The following is a 15,529-nucleotide window of genomic DNA, read 5'->3' as shown; positions in this document are numbered from 1 at the left end:
TCCTCATCCGGCCCGTGGGCCGTTCACTTCGTGTCCGTGCGTGATCACTTCTTGACGCGAACCGTCTTGGTGGAGCGCGTTTCGAGAGTCATCTCGTCCGCGTCCGCGACCTTCGCCTTCAGTCGCACAGTACCGGTCGCCGCGTCGACGACGTCCACCACCTTCGAAAGCAGTTTCGCAGTGTCCTCGTTCCCGGAACGTGCCGCCAGCAGCACCGCGCGGCCCAGTTTCGCCGTTGCACCGTCGAAATCGCCCGACTTCCTGGCCTCCAGCCCCTGCTGGATCACCTGTGCCAGCTCCGCCTGGCCCGTGTAGTGCGCCACCTGCGGATTGATCGAGGTCGACGCGGCCATGTCGTCCGTCCACACCGCCCGTACGAGGCCGTGCGACAGGACCTCGGGAGCGCCGCCGTCCGCCGCCGGGACGATCAGAGAGGCCCTCGCCGCCAGCATCTCCTGGCCGATTCCGGCCTCCGGCACCTGGACACATATGTGGTAGTCCCGGGACTCGTCGCCCCAGGAGCCGGTCGGATAATCGCCTGCGCGCGGGCCGGCCTCCGTTCGCCGCCCGGTGAGGTCCTCGACGGTCGGCGCGACCTGCTTGACGAACTTGATCTCCACGCCGACCGGGGTCCACAGCCGCAGCGCGACGTCCGCGACCTCCTTGTTCATCGCGTTCTCCATCATCCGCGTGAAGTCCGCGGCCAGGCCGCCGGGGTCGGCGACGATGTCGGCCGTGCCGAGCAGCGCGGAGGCGATGCCTGTGACTTCTTTCACCTCCCAGTCCGTGCCGACGCCGCGGGCGTCACAGGTGAAACGGCCCGCGCATGCGTCGAGCGCGGCCCGCAGCTCATCGGCCGACTCGTGCTCGTTGCGCCCGTCGGTGAGCAGGATGCCGTGCCGGATCGCCAGGTCGGTCGAGGACAGCAGCCGGTCGGCCAGACGCAGCCAGGTCCCGATCGCCGTGCCGCCGCCGGCCGTGAGCGCCCGCAGCGCGCCCTTGGCCTGGGTGCGGGTGGCCGGATCCGCGACGGCGAGCCGGCCACCGCCCGGATACACCTCAAGTGCTTTGTGCGTGCCAGCGACCACCGCGAAGGCCACACCGTCCCGCAGGGTGTCGATCGCCGCGGCCGTCGCGTCCCGGGCGTTGCGCAGCTTCTTCGGCGGGTAGTCCATCGAGCCGGAGCAGTCGACCATGATCACCACACCGGCGGCCGGCCCGCGGTCCGACTCGGAGGGTGGCGGCGACGCCTGCCGCAGCGGCACCCCGCCGGTGGTGCCGCCGCCGGTCGAGGTGACCGTGACGATCGCGTTGACCTCGCGGCCGCCTTCCGGGAGGTATTCGTTCTGGTACACCTCGACCGAGAACTGCGGCACCTGGGACTTGGAGAAAACGGCCATCCGATCAGCTCCTTGTGACTCCGCCGAGGCAGCGGGAAACGACTGTGCAGGCGGGTTGGCAGGGTGGGCAGGGGGTTGGTGGGCCGGTGGTGGACGAAGCGGTCAGTGGCCGACCCGAGTTGTCAGGGGCTGACCCGAGCGGTCGGGGCTGATGGAAGAGGTCGGGGCTGATCGGCAGCGGTCAGGTCCACGGAGCGGTCGGGTCAAGCCATGTCGTAGGCCGATCCTGCGCCTTGCTGCGGTACGGCGAACGGCAGCACCGCCACCGTTACGTTGTCGTGGCCGCCGCCGTCGAGGGCGTGGCCGACCAGCATCTGCGCACTGTGCAGGGGCCGTTCCGAGGCGTCCGCGGGAATGACCCGGGCCATCTCCTCCGCGGCCTCCGCGTAGTTCCACAGCCCGTCCGTGCAGACTACGACCACCCCGGAGCGGTCCGGCTTGAACGCGGCGGTGTGCGGCTCGAGTTCGTAGGCGTCGGCGCCCAGCCAGCCCGTGATCGCATGGGCCCGCTCGTCCGCGTACGCCTCCGCCTCGTTCATCAGGCCTGCCGCCACCATCTGGGCCGCCCATGAGTCGTCCTCGGTCAGCCGGGCAGGCGGTCCCGAACGGTCGTCGGGGACCCAGTAGGCCCTGCTGTCGCCGACCCAGCCGACGATCAGCAGACCGCCGGCCGCCACCGCGGCGACGATCGTGCAGGCGGGTGCGTTCTGATGGCGGTTCGGGTCGTCCCCGGGGGCCTGCTCGGACTGTTCGGCCAGGGAGTTGACCGCCTCGGAGGCGGCCACGATCGCCTCGTGCATGGCCTGCTGCGCGTGCGTGCCGCGGGGCAGCGCCTCCAGCAGCCGCTCGTTGGCGGCGCTCGCCGCGGCGGCCGACGCCTCGTCGGGGCGGGTCGCCGACGAGACACCGTCGCAGACGACGGCGACGACGGCCGGTGAGCCGTCCGGAAGGGCGGTGGACGAGACGGCGAACGAGTCCTCGTTGCGGTGGTGCCGCAGGCCCCGGTCGCTGACCGCGGCGACCGAACCGAGCTCCTGCTCCATGTGGTCGCGTTCACGGGGCTGGGCGTGGCCGCAGTTCTCGCAGTAGCCGTCGGTGTCGACCCGGCCGGCCCGGCAGGCCACGCAGAGCTTGGCACCGGGCGGCTCGGCGGCGGGCTCGGCGGCGGCCGCTCGAGGGTCGGCGGGGCTGCCCGGCGCGGGCGCGGCGAGCTCGAAGTCGCCGAAGGGTGGGCTGTCGTACCGCACGCCGGACGCGGCGGGCGCTTCCTGGCCGGTGCCTTCGCCGGTTCCGGCGGAGCCGGCCGACGGCGCACCGCCGGCGGAGCGCTCGTGGTCACCATGGCCCCCGGTGCAGGGCGCCTGGGCGGAGGGGACCGCCGGTCCGCCCGCCACGGGTCCGCATCCGTACGCCTGGTCGGCGGACCCGGCCACCGGGTCCGGCGCGCATGCGGTGGCCGGGTGCGGTACGGCGGACGGTGCCGCCGCGACGGAGCCGGCCGGGCCGGGTGCGGCGCCCGGTCCGGCAGCGGGACGGGCGGGACCGGCCGCGCAGGCGCCGGAAGCCGCGTCCGCGCCGGGCGCAAGGGTGTTCGCCGACGCTCCCGGCGTCAGCTCCTCGCCGTCGGAGTCGGTGCCGGGAACGTCGGCCGCGCGCTGCGTCGGGGTGGGAGTGCCCATCGTGTCGGTGCCGGTGGCCGCAGGCCATTCGACAGGGGTGGCGATGGCCACGGTGGGGCGGTCCTGCGCCGTGACGGGCACGGCCGACAGGTCGTACCCGCAGGCCCCGCAGAACCGGTCACCCGGCTCCAGAGGTTCGTCGCAACCGGGGCAGGTCGACCCGGCAGCCGGCTGGTGCTGTTGCGCCATCAATCACACCCACGTCCGGGGGCGGTAGCGGTTGGCCCGCTCCACCAGCTCTATCCGCTCCTCGCCGCGCTGGGCGAGCCGGGCGAGCACCCGGAAGGAGCGTTCCAGTCCGAAGCGCAGACCGCGTTCGTCCAGCGAGCTCCCGAGCAGTGCGCTCGGGGCGTGCACAACGGACGGCCCGCTTCCGGGACTTCCGGAGAGTACCCAGTCCAGCGCCGTGCCGAGTACCTCTGTGGACAACTGCTCGCGCCGCACCGCGTCCAGGCCGAACTCCTCGAGTGCGGCCACCTGGGCGGCCGCCGCCGACAGGTCGTCCAGCAGCGGCTCGTGGACGGCGCGGCGCCGGAGCCTCGCCCTTACGGCGGCCACACGCGCCGCCGTGTAGTGGATCGAGGCCTCCGGCACCGACTCCAGGGTCCGTACGGCTCCGGCGCCCTCGCCCGCCGCGAGCTGGACCCGGGCGAGCCCGAATGCCGCGCTCACATGGCTGGGGTCGGTCGTCCACACGAGACGGTAGTAGTCCGCCGCGTTGTCCAGCTGGCCGAGCACCTCCGCGCACAGACCGAGGGCCAGCTTGGGCGCGGGCTCGCCGGGGAACGCGTCGTAGATCGCGTCGAAGGACAGCGCCGCGGCCTCGTGGTCGCCGGTCACCAGGGAGGTGACGCCCCGGTACCAGACCACCCGCCAGTCGTCGGGCTGCTGCTTCTCCATGGTGGCGAGCGCGGTCGTCGCGGACGACAGGTCGCCCGTCTCCAGCAGGGCGCGCAGCTCGCGCAGCCGGGTCTCCGGGGAGCTCGCGGGAGCCGTGTGCAGTGCCGCGATCAGTTCGGGGGGTGCCGCGGCCATCAGCCCGGCCAGGAAGCCCGCGTTCGGGTCGCCCGGGTCGACGCGGGGGAGGGGCAGCGCAAGCGCGTGCGCCCGAGCGTCGAGCACGGCGAGGTAGGGGGCGAGGGCCGGTCCCGCCGGCGCCCCGCCCGGCGCGGGGGGCACGGGCTGCGCGGGCGTACGGGGTGCGGGAACCGCCGCGTACGGGGCGTGGGCGGACGGCACCGGCGGCTGAGCAGGTGCCTGCGGGGCGACGGCGGCCGCCGGGGCGAGGCGTCTGCCACGTGCCCGGGCCCGGGAGCCGAGCTGCGAAACGTCCCCTGTCGGCTCGGCGAACAACTCGGTGTCCGTCACCCGCAGTTCCGGCCTGAACAGCGTCGACATAGCGGGGCGGGGACGGCCGGTCTGCATGGCGACGACCTCCCTGAGCACCCCCGTCAGCTGCTCGGCCATCTCCTGGGCGGACGCGAACCGCCGTGCCGGGTCCGGGTCGGTGGCCCGCACCAGGAACCGGTAGAACGACTCGTACGTCCGGAAGACCTCGATGTTCTCCGGGTCCGGCAGACAGTCGACGAACACATTCGTGTAGCCCTGGAAGTCGAACGTCAGGACGGCGAGGGTCCGCGCCACCGTGTAGAGGTCGGAAGCGACGGAGGGGCCGACCTCGGCCACCTCCGGTGCCTGGTAGCCGACCGTGCCGTAGATGGCGGACTCTTCGTCGTCCATCCTGCGGACCGCACCCATGTCGATCAGCTTGAGCTGGTCCTGCTGCTGGATGGCGTTGTCGACCTTGAAGTCGCAGTACAGCAGGTTCCTGCTGTGCAGATGGCCGAGCGCCTCCAGCGCCTCGATGCCGTACGCACAGGCCTGCTCGATCGGCAGCGGGTCGCGCCGCCCGTCCGGGCCGCGCCGCTCGTTGGCGATCTCCTTGAGCGACTTGCCGCCCACGTACTCCATGACGATGTAACCGTCGAGGGAGCCAGTGCGCTGGTCGAGGTGCTCGACGAAGTTGTAGATACGGACGATGTTGGAGTGCTCGATCTCGGCGAGGAATCGCCGCTCGGAGATCGCGGCCGCCATGGCGTCCTGGTCACCGGTGTCCAGCAGGCCCTTGAGGACCACCCACCGGTCGGACACCGCACGGTCCACGGCCAGATAGACCCAGCCCAGACCGCCGTGCGCGAGACAGCCGACCACCTCGTACTGGCCGTGCACGATGTCGCCACCGGTCAGCTTCGGCACGAACGAGTAGGGGTGGCCGCACTTGGTGCAGAAACCCTCCGTGCGTCCGGGCCGGTCGCCGCGCGCCCGGCCCACCGGAGCGCCGCAGTCCGAGCGTGAGCAGAACCGCTTGCGCTCGGGCACCTCCGGGTTCGCCATGACGGCGGAACGCGGGTCGGGGCGCGGGACGTCCGGCACGGTCACCAGCCCCGCGCCCAGCCGGTTGCGCGCAGACGAAGCCGTCGAAGAGCCGGAGCTGCGGACCGAGACCGACCGTGCCGAAGTGCTGCTTCCGGTCAGCGAACGCGACAGCCGCCCCGACACCGACCGGCGCGAGGTCGACGAACGCGCGGACGCCCGTGACGAGCGTGAACTGCTGCGCGAGGACGAGGAGTCCCGGCCGCCGCCGGCGATGCCGGTGGGCGGCGAGGAGACCATGCCGGTGGGCGACACCACCGGGGCGAGGCCGCAGGTGTCGCAGTACAGCTCGCCGCCGCCCATGTCCTCGTACGAGCCCTCGCAGCCGGGGCGCTGGCAGTTCTTGTTCCCGCTCATGAATACCCTCCGCGGTCGGTCGGTCCCGGCTCCGGTGCGGCCGCTCTCGGCACCAGGGCTTCCGCCGCGGCGTGCTGGTAACGCAGAACGGCCTGCTCGGCGACGCGCAGATCGCACGGCGCGCTCCACAACATGCGGCGTGCCGCGTCGTACCGTTCGATGAGCAGTGGGTCCTCGGCCATGCCGTGCCGTGCGATCTTCGCCTTGTACGCGTCCAGGCGGCCGCGCAGCTCGGCGCGGACCGCGAGGGGCGCGGTGACGGCGGTCAACGACTCGCGAGCACGCTGCAGTTCGTCCTCCGCCTCCCGCTCCAGGGAGTCGAGCAGCGGAGACAGCCGGTGCCACCGGGCGTGCCTGCGGTACTCGGCGGCCGTGGCGAGACGCTCCTGCAGCGCGGTCGGCGGGCCGCTGACGGCAGGCACCTCCGAGGCGGCGATCTTCGCCAGGACCTCCCCGCGCGCCGCGCGGGCCTCCGCCAGGGTCCGGTCGGCGCGGGAGAGCAGGTCGCGCAGTCGCATCAGCCGCTCCTCCGAATCCTGCCGGACCTGGAGCACCGCCTCGATCTCACGGCGCACATCCTCCAGGGCACGCGCCGCCCGGTCGTAGCGGTCCGTGTCCGGCCGGCCGCCGCCGGGTGCCGAGCTGCCCGGCCCCGGCCGCCAGAAGGCGAGCGGGTCGGACACCACCTGGGCACGCAGCGTGGACAACTCGTGGGTGATGGACTCCAACTCGTCGCCGGCGGGGTGCTCCCCGGGCCGCACGCCCACCGAGTGCGCGAGCGAGCGGGTACGCCGCAGCTCGGCGGAGAGCAGGTCTATGCGGGCCGGAAGCGCCGACCACACCGCGTCGGCGGTCACCACCGTGTCCAGCGAGGACGCGTAGAGCTCGTTCATCCTGGCGACGAGTTCCTCGAGGGTGAACTCCTCCGCGAGCTTGGCGGGCCCGGTGATCTGCGGCGCGGGGAGGGCGGCCGGGCTCGCCACGGTGACGCTGCGGCCGCGCAGCCGCTCGGTCAGCTCGACCAGGTCCTCGCGGCTGGACCAGCGTCTGCGGGCCCGGAGCTGACGGATGTCGGTCAACGCGGCCGTGTAGGCGTCGAAGTAGGACCAGAGCAGGGCGATCTGCTGTTCGGCCGTGGCCCAGCGGTCCTTGGTGACGCCCGTCAGCTCGGCGCCCTCGAGCAGCCTGCGGCCCGCGTGGTCCTGGAGCGCCAGCAGCGAGGTCTCCACCGCTTCGTGCTCCGCTCCGAGCCGGGCCAGCGCACGGTCCACCTCGTCCCGGTCCATCACCGGCCCGTGCGGTCTCCCCGCCGAGCTGGGGAAGGGTCCCGCGACGCCCATCGATCACCTCTCCGTTCGTACTCGTCGTGTGAGCTGTGAGTGTCCAGCAGGTCTAGTTCCGGTATTTGGGCTGCGGCGGTCCGGTGATGCCCGGCAGGTCGGCCGCGAGCCAGCGGTCGTACGCCTTCTGCCAGGCGCCCCTGCGGTAGTCGACCAGGACCTGGTTGATCCGGCGCACCAGGTCGTCGTGGCCGAGTTTGGTGGCCACTCCGTAGTACTCGGTGGTGAAGGGCTTCGCACCCTTGAGCTCGACCGCCGGGTCCTGGGCCGCCTGTCCGGCCGCCAGGGCGTTGTCGGTGACGATCGCGTCGACCATGCCCTGCTGGAGCCTGACCAGGCAGTCCAGCTGGTTGGGCACCGTGTACAGGTCCTCGTCCCCCGGCAGGCCGTCGTGCTTGTCCTTGAACGTCGCGCCGAAGCTGTTCTTCTCCAGCGCCTCGTACGCCGTCGAGCCCTCCGCCGAGCAGATCCGCTTGCCCGCGAGCGACGTGTCGTACCCCGTGATCGACGAGCTCTTCGAGGCCAGCACCTGCTGGCCCGCCTGGAAGTAGGCGGTGGAGAAGGCGACCTGTTCGATACGGCCGCAGCTGATGGTCATCGTGCGCACCACGATGTCCACCGTGCCGTTTTCCAGGGCGGTGATGCGCTGGTTGGTGGGTATGGCACGGAAGATGACGGCGTCGGGGCTGCCGACGATGTCTTCGGCGATGGCGCGGGCGAGGTCGATGTCGAAGCCCTCGAGGCCACCGCTGACCGGGTTGCGGTACCCCCAGCGGTAGCTGTTCTGATCGACGCCGACGACCAGCTTGCCCCGTTCCTTGATCGCGTCGATCGTGGGCCCGCCGGCGCTCGACGGGGGCAGGGAGGCCTCCGGGTCCTCGCAGGTGTCGGCCTTGGCGGCCACGGCGGAGGTGAGTGCCTGGCCGGTGTTCCCCGTCAGGGCGTCCGCACCGCCGTGGGACAGCGGCAGCAGGGTGACGGCAGCGGTCAGCGCACAGGCGGCGGCCATTCCCGCGACGCCGCCCCAGCCGCGCAGTGCGCGCACGGAGCGCCGGCCGCTCGGGCGTGCCTTCGTGTCCGTCATCGCTCCCCCTCTCACCGGTACTCCGAAAGCCTGCGGTTGATACCCAGCACAGCGCCCGCCGCGCCGAGGACGCCCAGCGCTGCGGCCCCGACCGGCAGGCCGGACAGCGCCCCTCGCCCGTCCTTCGCCGCCGCGGTGAACTCATGCTGCTCGTGCGCCAGCGCCTCCTCCAGCGCGGCGTCGACCTTGTCGAAGGACTCGCCGGTGGAGCCCTCGGCGCCGATGACCTTACGGAGCACGCCGTCGTAGTCACCGGCCCGGTCGGTCCTGGTGACGTCCTTGTGACGCTCCTGCCACTCGGACACGGCCGAGACCGCGGCCTCGACCGGCCCGCGGCCCTTGCCGTCGTCGGCCAGCAACTGCGCCCGGTGCAACTGCTCGCCGAGCTGCTTCATGCCGACGGCGTAATCCGTCTCGTACTTGTCGCTCTTGCCGTCGTTGGTGAGCACCGCACCGCGCGCCACCACGGTCAGGTTCTCGTTGGCCCGGGCCTTGAGGGAGTTGATCCGCGCGTCGCCCAGCACCTTGAGGGACTGCTGGCCGTGCAGGTCGGCGTCGTTCAACTGGGCGCGGGCCACCGTGTGTCCCACCGCGAGCCACAGCAGCAGGACCGTGGTGGCCGCGGTCGCGGCGACCAGGCCGGTGTTGAACACGCGGTTCGTACTGCGGTAGTTGCGCCGCTGCGCCCATACGAGGGCGCCGATCGCCACCGCGCCGGCCGCCAGGGAGAGGACGGGCCAGAAACGGGCGTCGTCGTCGTCCTGCTGGAGCCGCGCCGTCTCCGCGTCGTACAGCTTCTGAGCGGCGGGCAGCAGGTCCCTGGACATCTGGTCGTTGGCGAAGCGGAGATACGCGCCGCCCAGCGGCCGGCCGAGCCGGTTGTTGGCCCGGGCGCTCTCGATCAGGCCCGTGTAGTACGGCAGCGCCTCGTTCAGCAGGGCGATCTGCTGTCCGGATTCACTCGAACTGTCGGTGTTCGTCGCCGCCTTGACGAGCAGCCGGGAGGCCAGCGCGATGTCCTTCTCGTACCGCTGTGCCACATCGCTCGGCTCTTCGATACCGGCGAGGAAGCCGCTGGACGCCGCCGCGTCCGCGTCGGCGAGCGAGCGGTAGATCGCGGCCGCGTCGGCGCTCAGCGGCTGACTGCGGCTCACCACGTCGTCCGCGGCGCTCGCGCGGGCGGAGACCTCGAATGCCGTCACCGCACCGAAGGCCACCACCAGCGCCGCGAGGACGGCACCGATGATCTGCAGCCGCCCGGGCTCAGTCGTCGCGGCGGCACGCAGCCGCCGACGGCCCTCGGCCCAGGCGCCGCGCCCCGCGGGCGGCTGGGCCGGCGGGTGTCCGGGCGGCGCATGGTGCGGAGCCGACTGAGGCGCTGTGCGCACATTCGGCGGGTGTGTCACGTGACCTCCCCCTTGGTCGCTGACGTCGGCCCGCCCCCCGGCGGGTCCTGGACTGCTCCGGCCAGAAGTATGGCCGCAGGGGACTGTCTCACACCACAAGTGACTCGATCTTGCTACCGGCGCGGACGCCGGACATCGCCCTCTTCGCAACTTCCCCACTGTGTCCCCACCATGAATACGCTTCCCGACCTTGATCGGTTCCCTCGCACCACGCGAATGACGACACGACGGCTACGACACGACGGCTACGACCGGGCAGCCACGAGGAGACGGCACAGCGCCGCCTGCGCCCCGGAAGGCACGGCGGCGCGCCGTCCCCCGGCGGACCACCTCACGCGTACTGCTCCCGCAGCGCCGCCCGCGCCCCAGCCGGAGCCCCGAGGTGGTCCAGTCCCAGCAGCGCCGCCCCCAGCACCGGCGCTGCCGTCACCACCTCGACGACCGCCTTCGGCGCCCGTACCGCCAGCAGTTCGCGGATGCGCCCGTCCAGCTCGGGGTGCCGGGCGGCCAGCACACTGCCGCCGAGCAGCACCGGCACCTCCTCGCCGAGGAGTTCGAGGCGGTCCAGAGCGACGGTCGCCATCGCCACGACCTCCGCGGCCTGCCGGTGCACCAGCGACCGGGCCACCGGGTCACCCGCGGCGCTCGTCGCGAAGAGCACCGGCGCCAGTTCGTGCCGTCGTGCCGCCGTGACATGGCCGAGGTGCAGTGCCTCGATCAGCGCGTACATCGAGTCGAGGCCGAAGTGTGCAGGCAGCGTGGCGGCCAGCGCCGTCGGCTCGCCGCGTCCGTCCTCGGCCCGCGCCGCGTGCCACAGTGCCTCTTCCGCGAGGCCCCCGCCGCCGCCCCAGTCCCCGGAGAGCTTCCCGAGCGCGGGGAAGCGTGCGGTGCGGCCGTCGGGCAGCATGCCGACGCAGTTGATGCCCGCTCCGCAGACGACGGCGACGCCCCGCGGTTCGTCCACCCCGGCCCGCAGGATCGCGAAGGTGTCGTTGCGCACCTCGGTGGTGCGCCCCCAGCCGCGGTCCTGCAGGGCGGCGGTCAACTCCCTCTCCTCCACGGGCAGGTCGGCGTTGGCGAGGCAGGCGGAGACATGCTCGACCGCGCCGCTGATCCCGCACCTGGCCCTGGCGTCCTCGACCGTGGCCGCAAGGGTGTCGATCGCCGCCGTGACACCGACCTTCGGCGGCTGGAAGCCCGGCCCTCTGCTCGAGGCGAGCACCCAGCCGTCGGCGCCGACGAACGCCACGTCGGTCTTGCTGTTCCCCGCGTCGATGGCGAGGACGACCCGGGGGGTTCTTGCCGGTTTCCCCCCGGAAGGACCGGTCACGCCCACGCGAGGTGCTCCCGGTTGTGCGCGATCAGCCGGCCGGTGAGCCTGTCGGCGTACTCGTACTGCCCGACCAGCGGGTGTGACAGCAGCGCCTTGAAGACCCGCTCGCGTCCGCCCCGCAGCGCGGCCTCCAGCGCCAGGTCCTCGTAGGCCGTCACGTTCGCGGTCAGCCCGGTGTACAGCGGGTCGAGTTGTCCGACCGCCAGCGGAGTCGCCCCGTTGGTGTCCACCGCGGCCTGCACCTCGATGACGGCGTCGTCCGGCAGGAAGGGAAGCGTGCCGTTGTTGTACGTGTTCACCACCTGGTACGGGGAGCCCGCGCCGCTCAGCAGTGAGGCGGCGAGGTCCACGGCCGCCTCCGAGTAGAACGCGCCGCCCCGCTTGGCGAGCAGCTCCGGCTTCTCGTCGAGCTGCGGGTCGCCGTACATCTCCAGCAGCCGCTTCTCCATCTCCGCGACCTCCACGGCCCGGGAGGGCTTGGTCCGCATTTCCCGTACGGCCTCGTCGTGACCGTAGTAGTAGCGCAGGTAGTACGAGGGCACGACGCCGAGGCGGTCGATCAGCTCCCGCGGCATGCGCAGATCGCCGGCGACGGCGTCACCGTGCTCCGCCAGCAGCCGCGGCAGCACGTCCTCGCCCTCGGGACCGCCGAGCCGGACGGCGGTCTCCCAGGTGAGGTGGTTGAGCCCCACATGGTCCAGATGGATCTCGGACGGCACCACGTCCAGCAGCCCGGCGAACTTCCGCTGGAAGCCGATGGCCACGTTGCACAGCCCGACGGCCTTGTGCCCGGCCTTCAGCAGCGCGCGGGTGACGATGCCCACCGGGTTGGTGAAGTCGATGATCCAGGCGTCCGGGTTTGTGCGGCGCACCCGCTCAGCGATGTCGAGGACGACCGGCACGGTCCGCAGCGCCTTGGCGAGACCGCCCGCGCCGGTGGTCTCCTGGCCGATGCAGCCGCACTCCAGCGGCCAGGTCTCGTCCTGTTCGCGCGCGGCCTGCCCACCCACGCGCAGCTGCAGAAGTACGGCGTCGGCGCCCGCGACGCCCGCGTCGACGTCCGCAGTGGTGACGATCTTTCCCGGATGGCCCTGCTTGGCGAAGATCCGCCGGGCGAGGCCGCCGACGAGTTCGAGCCGGTCGGCCGAGGGGTCGACCAGTGCGAGTTCCTCGATCGGAAGGGTGTCGCGCATCCGCGCGAAACCGTCGACGAGTTCGGGGGTGTACGTGGAACCGCCCCCCACGACAGCGAGCTTCATGAACTGGCCTTTCTAGCCCTTCACTCCGGTCAGTGTGATGCCTTCGATGAAGGCCTTTTGCGCGAAGAAGAAGACCACGATCACCGGCGCCATGATCACCACCGTGGCGGCCATGGTCAGGTTCCAGTCGGTCCGATGGGCGCCCTTGAAGGACTCCAGGCCGTAGCTCAGGGTCCAGGCGGCAGGGTTCTCCGAGGCGTAGATCTGCGGGCCGAAGTAGTCGTTCCAGCAGTAGAAGAAGTGGAAGAGAGCCACTGCCGCGATGGCCGGCCTGGCCATCGGCAGCACGATCCGCACCATCGTGCGCAACTCGCCGCAGCCGTCGATCCTGGCCGCCTCCGTGTAGTCCCTGGGGATGGTCAGCAGGAACTGCCGCAGCAGGAAGACGGTGAACGCGTTGCCGAAGGCGAACGGGATGATCAGCGGCCACAGCGTGCCCGCCAGATCCAGCTGCTTCGCCCAGAAGAGGTACATCGGAACGACGACGACCTGCGGCGGCAGCATCATTGTCGCGATGACGAGCATCATCGCCAGATTCCTGCCGCGGAAGCGGAACTTGGCAAGCGCGTACGCCACCGGGATGCTGGAGCCCACGGCGAGGACGGTGCCGAGTCCCGCGTAGAGCAGGGTGTTGCGCCACCAGGTCAGGAAGCCGGGCGTGTTCCAGACGGTGGCGAAGTTGCCCCACTCCCAGGTGTGCGGCCACAGATCCCGGGTGAGCGCCTGGTCGTCGCTCATCACGGCGGTCAGGAACACGAAGACGAACGGCAGCAGGAAGAACAGCGCGGCGGCGATCGCCAGCGAGTGGATCGCGATCCACTCCAGCGCGGCGCGCCGCCGTGCCGTGTGCCGGGCGCAGGCGCCCCGGCGGCCGGGGGAGGCCGACTTGCGGGTGGCCCGGACAGGGCTCCGGGTGATGGTGGTCATCGTTCAGTCCTCCGCCGACAAGAAGCCGGAGCGCCGCCGCATCAGCAACGCCGTGAACGCCATGGCCAGGGCGAACAGCACCAGGGCGACCACACAGGCCGCACCCGTGTCGAAGCGCTGGAAGCCGAGGTTGTGGACCGTCTGCGGGAGGGTGAGCGTTGTCCTGTCCGGGTAGCCGGGCTCGAACTGCTGCCCGGAGCCGCCGATCACCCCGCTCGCCACCTTCGCCGCCACCAGCGGCTCCGTGTAGTACTGCATCGTCGCGATCACCCCGGTGACCACGGCGAAGAGCACGATCGGCGAGATGCTCGGCAGCGTGACGTAACGGAAGCGCTGCCAGGGGCGGGCACCGTCCAGCTCCGCCGCCTCGTACTGCTCCTTCGGCACGTCCAGCAGCGCCGCCATGAAGATCACCATCAGGTCGCCGATGCCCCACAGGGCCAGGATCGTCAAGGACGGCTTGGACCAGGCGGGGTCGGTGAACCAGCCGGGGGCCGGCAGCCCGATTCCCCCGAGGATCGTGTTCGCCGGGCCCGTGCCGGGGTTGAGCAGGAAGACGAACGACATGGTGGCGGCGACCGGCGGGGCCAGATACGGCAGGTAGAACAACGTCCGGAAGACCCCGGCCCCCGTCTTGATCTTCGTGATCAGCAGTCCGATGCCGATACCGAACAGGACCCGCAGCGACACCATGACGGCGACCAGCCACAGGGTGTTGCGCAGCGCAGGCCAGAAGAACGGGTAGTCGTTGAACACGTACGACCAGTTCTTCAGCCCCACCCACGTCGGCGGGGCGAACCCGTCGTACTTCATGAACGAGAAGTAGACCGTCGAGACCAGCGGGTAGACGAAGAAGACCGCGAAGCCGATCAGCCACGGGGACAGGAAGCCGAGCGTGCGCAGCGTCGACCTGCGGCGCCTGGAGCGCAGTGCGCGGCCCGCCGGGTGGAGGGCTGTGGCCGGCATCAGCGTGCCTGCTCGTTGTCCTTGTCGACCTGGGCGTCGGTCTTCTTCAGGGCCGCGTCGAGGTCCTTCTCACGGCCGGCCTCGTGGCGCACACCCAGGTTCTGCGCGGTCAGCAGGAACGCGCCGCCGTTCACGGAGGACGGGGCGTGGGCGCTCTTCGGGTGCTGCGCGATGTCCACGAACGTGCGGTACAGCGGGTCGTCGATCAGCCTCGGAGACTTCAGCGCCGCCACCGTGGAGGGCACGTTGTGGATGGCGTTGGCGAACGAGACGACCGCGTCGGTGTCGGTGGAGAGGTACTTCACCAGCTCCCATGCCGCGTTCTGCTTCTTGCTCACCTTCGCGATGCCGAGGACGGTGCCGGACAGATAGCCCTTGCCGTAGTCGGCCACCTGGTCGTCCGGGACCGGGAAGGGCGCCGCGCCGATCTCGAAGTCCAGGCCGGCGTCCATGGCCATCCTGCCGCGCCATTCGCCGTCGAGCTGCATGGCGACCTGACCGGTGTGGAAGGGGTGCTTGGGACCCCATTCGTCGCCGAGGCCCGTGCGGAACTTCTCCAGCTTCTTGTGGCCGCCGAGCTTGTCGGCCAGGTTCTTCTGCCAGGTGAGCAGGGCTTTGGCCGCGGGGTCCCCGGCGAGGTTGGACCTGCCCTCCTCGTCGAAGTACTCGACGCCGAACTGTGAGGCGTAGTGCTCGAAGGTCGTCTCGTAGCCCTGGAAGTTGGGCATGAACCCGAGCTGTTCGTAGCTGTCGCCCTTGGCCTTGGTGAGCTTCTTCGCGACCTCGTCGAACTCCGAGAGGGTCTTCGGCGGCGCGGCGATCCCGGCCTCCTCGAACGCCTTCTTGTTGTAGTAGAGGCCGTACGCGTCGCCCAGCAGCGGCACCGCGCACCGCTCGCCCTCGTGCTCTGTGTACTTGGCCATCTGCGGCAGGAAGGTCTTCGACGGGTCGATCCCCGACTTCTCCAGGTACGGCTTCAGGTCGGCGAGCGCCCCGGTGGTGCAGAACCGGCCCACGTTGTCGGTGGTGAAGGAGGAGACGACGTCCGGGGCGTTCGAACCGCCCGCCCGCAGCGCCTGGTTGAGCTTGTCGTCCGTGATGCCCTTGACGATTTCGACCGTGATGTTCGGATGCTTCTTCTCGAACGACCTGATGTTCGCCTCGATCGCGGCGACCTCGCCGGGTGCGGACCAGCCGTGCCAGAAGGTGAGCGTCGTCCTCGCGTTCGGATCGTCCGTGGCGCCGCTGTCGGCGGAGCCCGTACAGGCCGTTGCGAGAAGCGAGGTCGCGGCGGCCGCGGCGAGCGCGATGCCCGGGGTCCGGTTGTTCTTGGGCATGACGAAGT

Annotated in this window: 11 protein-coding genes; all 11 read right to left on the bottom strand. The window is 71.3% G+C overall.

Annotated features, from left to right (window positions below; all coding sequences use genetic code 11):
* Positions 1–44 precede the first annotated feature (44 nt).
* On the bottom strand, positions 45–1,400 hold the full coding sequence (locus tag IE198_RS05685; protein WP_189883266.1) for a vWA domain-containing protein: 1,356 nt from the start codon (positions 1,398–1,400) through the stop codon (positions 45–47).
* Positions 1,401–1,603: 203 nt separating this feature from the next.
* Positions 1,604–3,268: a PP2C family protein-serine/threonine phosphatase gene (locus IE198_RS05680; RefSeq protein ID WP_189883264.1), complete on the bottom strand. Its 1,665-nt coding sequence runs from the start codon at positions 3,266–3,268 to the stop codon at positions 1,604–1,606.
* A gap of 3 nt (positions 3,269–3,271) precedes the next feature.
* Positions 3,272–5,869 carry a serine/threonine-protein kinase gene (locus IE198_RS05675; protein WP_189883263.1) on the bottom strand — a complete coding sequence of 866 codons (2,598 nt, stop codon included), beginning with the start codon at positions 5,867–5,869 and terminating at the stop codon, positions 3,272–3,274.
* Complete coding sequence (locus IE198_RS05670; RefSeq protein ID WP_189883261.1) at positions 5,866–7,209, bottom strand: coiled-coil domain-containing protein; 1,344 nt, start codon at positions 7,207–7,209, stop codon at positions 5,866–5,868. Before IE198_RS05670 ends, IE198_RS05675 begins: the two co-directional genes overlap by 4 nt.
* A gap of 52 nt (positions 7,210–7,261) precedes the next feature.
* Positions 7,262–8,293, bottom strand: a complete 1,032-nt coding sequence (locus IE198_RS05665) for a glutamate ABC transporter substrate-binding protein (RefSeq protein ID WP_189883260.1) — start codon at positions 8,291–8,293, stop codon at positions 7,262–7,264.
* 11 nt (positions 8,294–8,304) lie between these two features.
* On the bottom strand, positions 8,305–9,699 hold the full coding sequence (locus IE198_RS05660; RefSeq protein WP_189883258.1) for a GlnX family signal transduction membrane protein: 1,395 nt from the start codon (positions 9,697–9,699) through the stop codon (positions 8,305–8,307).
* A 331-nt stretch (positions 9,700–10,030) separates the two neighbouring features.
* Complete coding sequence (locus IE198_RS05655) at positions 10,031–11,029, bottom strand: N-acetylglucosamine kinase (RefSeq protein ID WP_189883690.1); 999 nt, start codon at positions 11,027–11,029, stop codon at positions 10,031–10,033.
* Complete coding sequence (locus IE198_RS05650; RefSeq protein ID WP_189883257.1) at positions 11,026–12,291, bottom strand: 6-phospho-beta-glucosidase; 1,266 nt, start codon at positions 12,289–12,291, stop codon at positions 11,026–11,028. The genes IE198_RS05655 and IE198_RS05650 overlap by 4 nt, the downstream gene beginning before the upstream one ends.
* A gap of 12 nt (positions 12,292–12,303) precedes the next feature.
* The gene (locus IE198_RS05645) at positions 12,304–13,218 is read right to left on the bottom strand and encodes a carbohydrate ABC transporter permease (protein WP_189883255.1); all 915 of its coding nucleotides are present in this window, start codon (positions 13,216–13,218) and stop codon (positions 12,304–12,306) included.
* 3 nt (positions 13,219–13,221) lie between these two features.
* Positions 13,222–14,184, bottom strand: a complete 963-nt coding sequence (locus IE198_RS05640; RefSeq protein ID WP_189883253.1) for a carbohydrate ABC transporter permease — start codon at positions 14,182–14,184, stop codon at positions 13,222–13,224.
* Complete coding sequence (locus tag IE198_RS05635; RefSeq protein ID WP_189883250.1) at positions 14,184–15,521, bottom strand: ABC transporter substrate-binding protein; 1,338 nt, start codon at positions 15,519–15,521, stop codon at positions 14,184–14,186. The genes IE198_RS05640 and IE198_RS05635 overlap by 1 nt, the downstream gene beginning before the upstream one ends.
* Positions 15,522–15,529: the final 8 nt, after the last annotated feature.

Origin of the sequence: Streptomyces xantholiticus, assembly GCF_014651015.1 — a bacterium.
GTDB classification, from domain to species: Bacteria; Actinomycetota; Actinomycetes; order Streptomycetales; family Streptomycetaceae; genus Streptomyces; species Streptomyces xantholiticus.
Note: the sequence above shows the minus strand (reverse complement) of the source record. Positions and strands in the feature narration are given on the sequence as shown.

Coding starts and splice junctions, on each gene's coding strand:
- IE198_RS05670 (WP_189883261.1), bottom strand. CDS start 7,209: ATGGGCGTCGCGGGACCCTTCCCCAGCTCGGCGGGGAGACCGCACGGG.
- IE198_RS05645 (WP_189883255.1), bottom strand. CDS start 13,218: ATGACCACCATCACCCGGAGCCCTGTCCGGGCCACCCGCAAGTCGGCC.
- IE198_RS05635 (WP_189883250.1), bottom strand. CDS start 15,521: ATGCCCAAGAACAACCGGACCCCGGGCATCGCGCTCGCCGCGGCCGCC.
- IE198_RS05680 (WP_189883264.1), bottom strand. CDS start 3,268: ATGGCGCAACAGCACCAGCCGGCTGCCGGGTCGACCTGCCCCGGTTGC.
- IE198_RS05665 (WP_189883260.1), bottom strand. CDS start 8,293: ATGACGGACACGAAGGCACGCCCGAGCGGCCGGCGCTCCGTGCGCGCA.
- IE198_RS05640 (WP_189883253.1), bottom strand. CDS start 14,184: ATGCCGGCCACAGCCCTCCACCCGGCGGGCCGCGCACTGCGCTCCAGG.
- IE198_RS05685 (WP_189883266.1), bottom strand. CDS start 1,400: ATGGCCGTTTTCTCCAAGTCCCAGGTGCCGCAGTTCTCGGTCGAGGTG.
- IE198_RS05650 (WP_189883257.1), bottom strand. CDS start 12,291: ATGAAGCTCGCTGTCGTGGGGGGCGGTTCCACGTACACCCCCGAACTC.
- IE198_RS05675 (WP_189883263.1), bottom strand. CDS start 5,869: ATGAGCGGGAACAAGAACTGCCAGCGCCCCGGCTGCGAGGGCTCGTAC.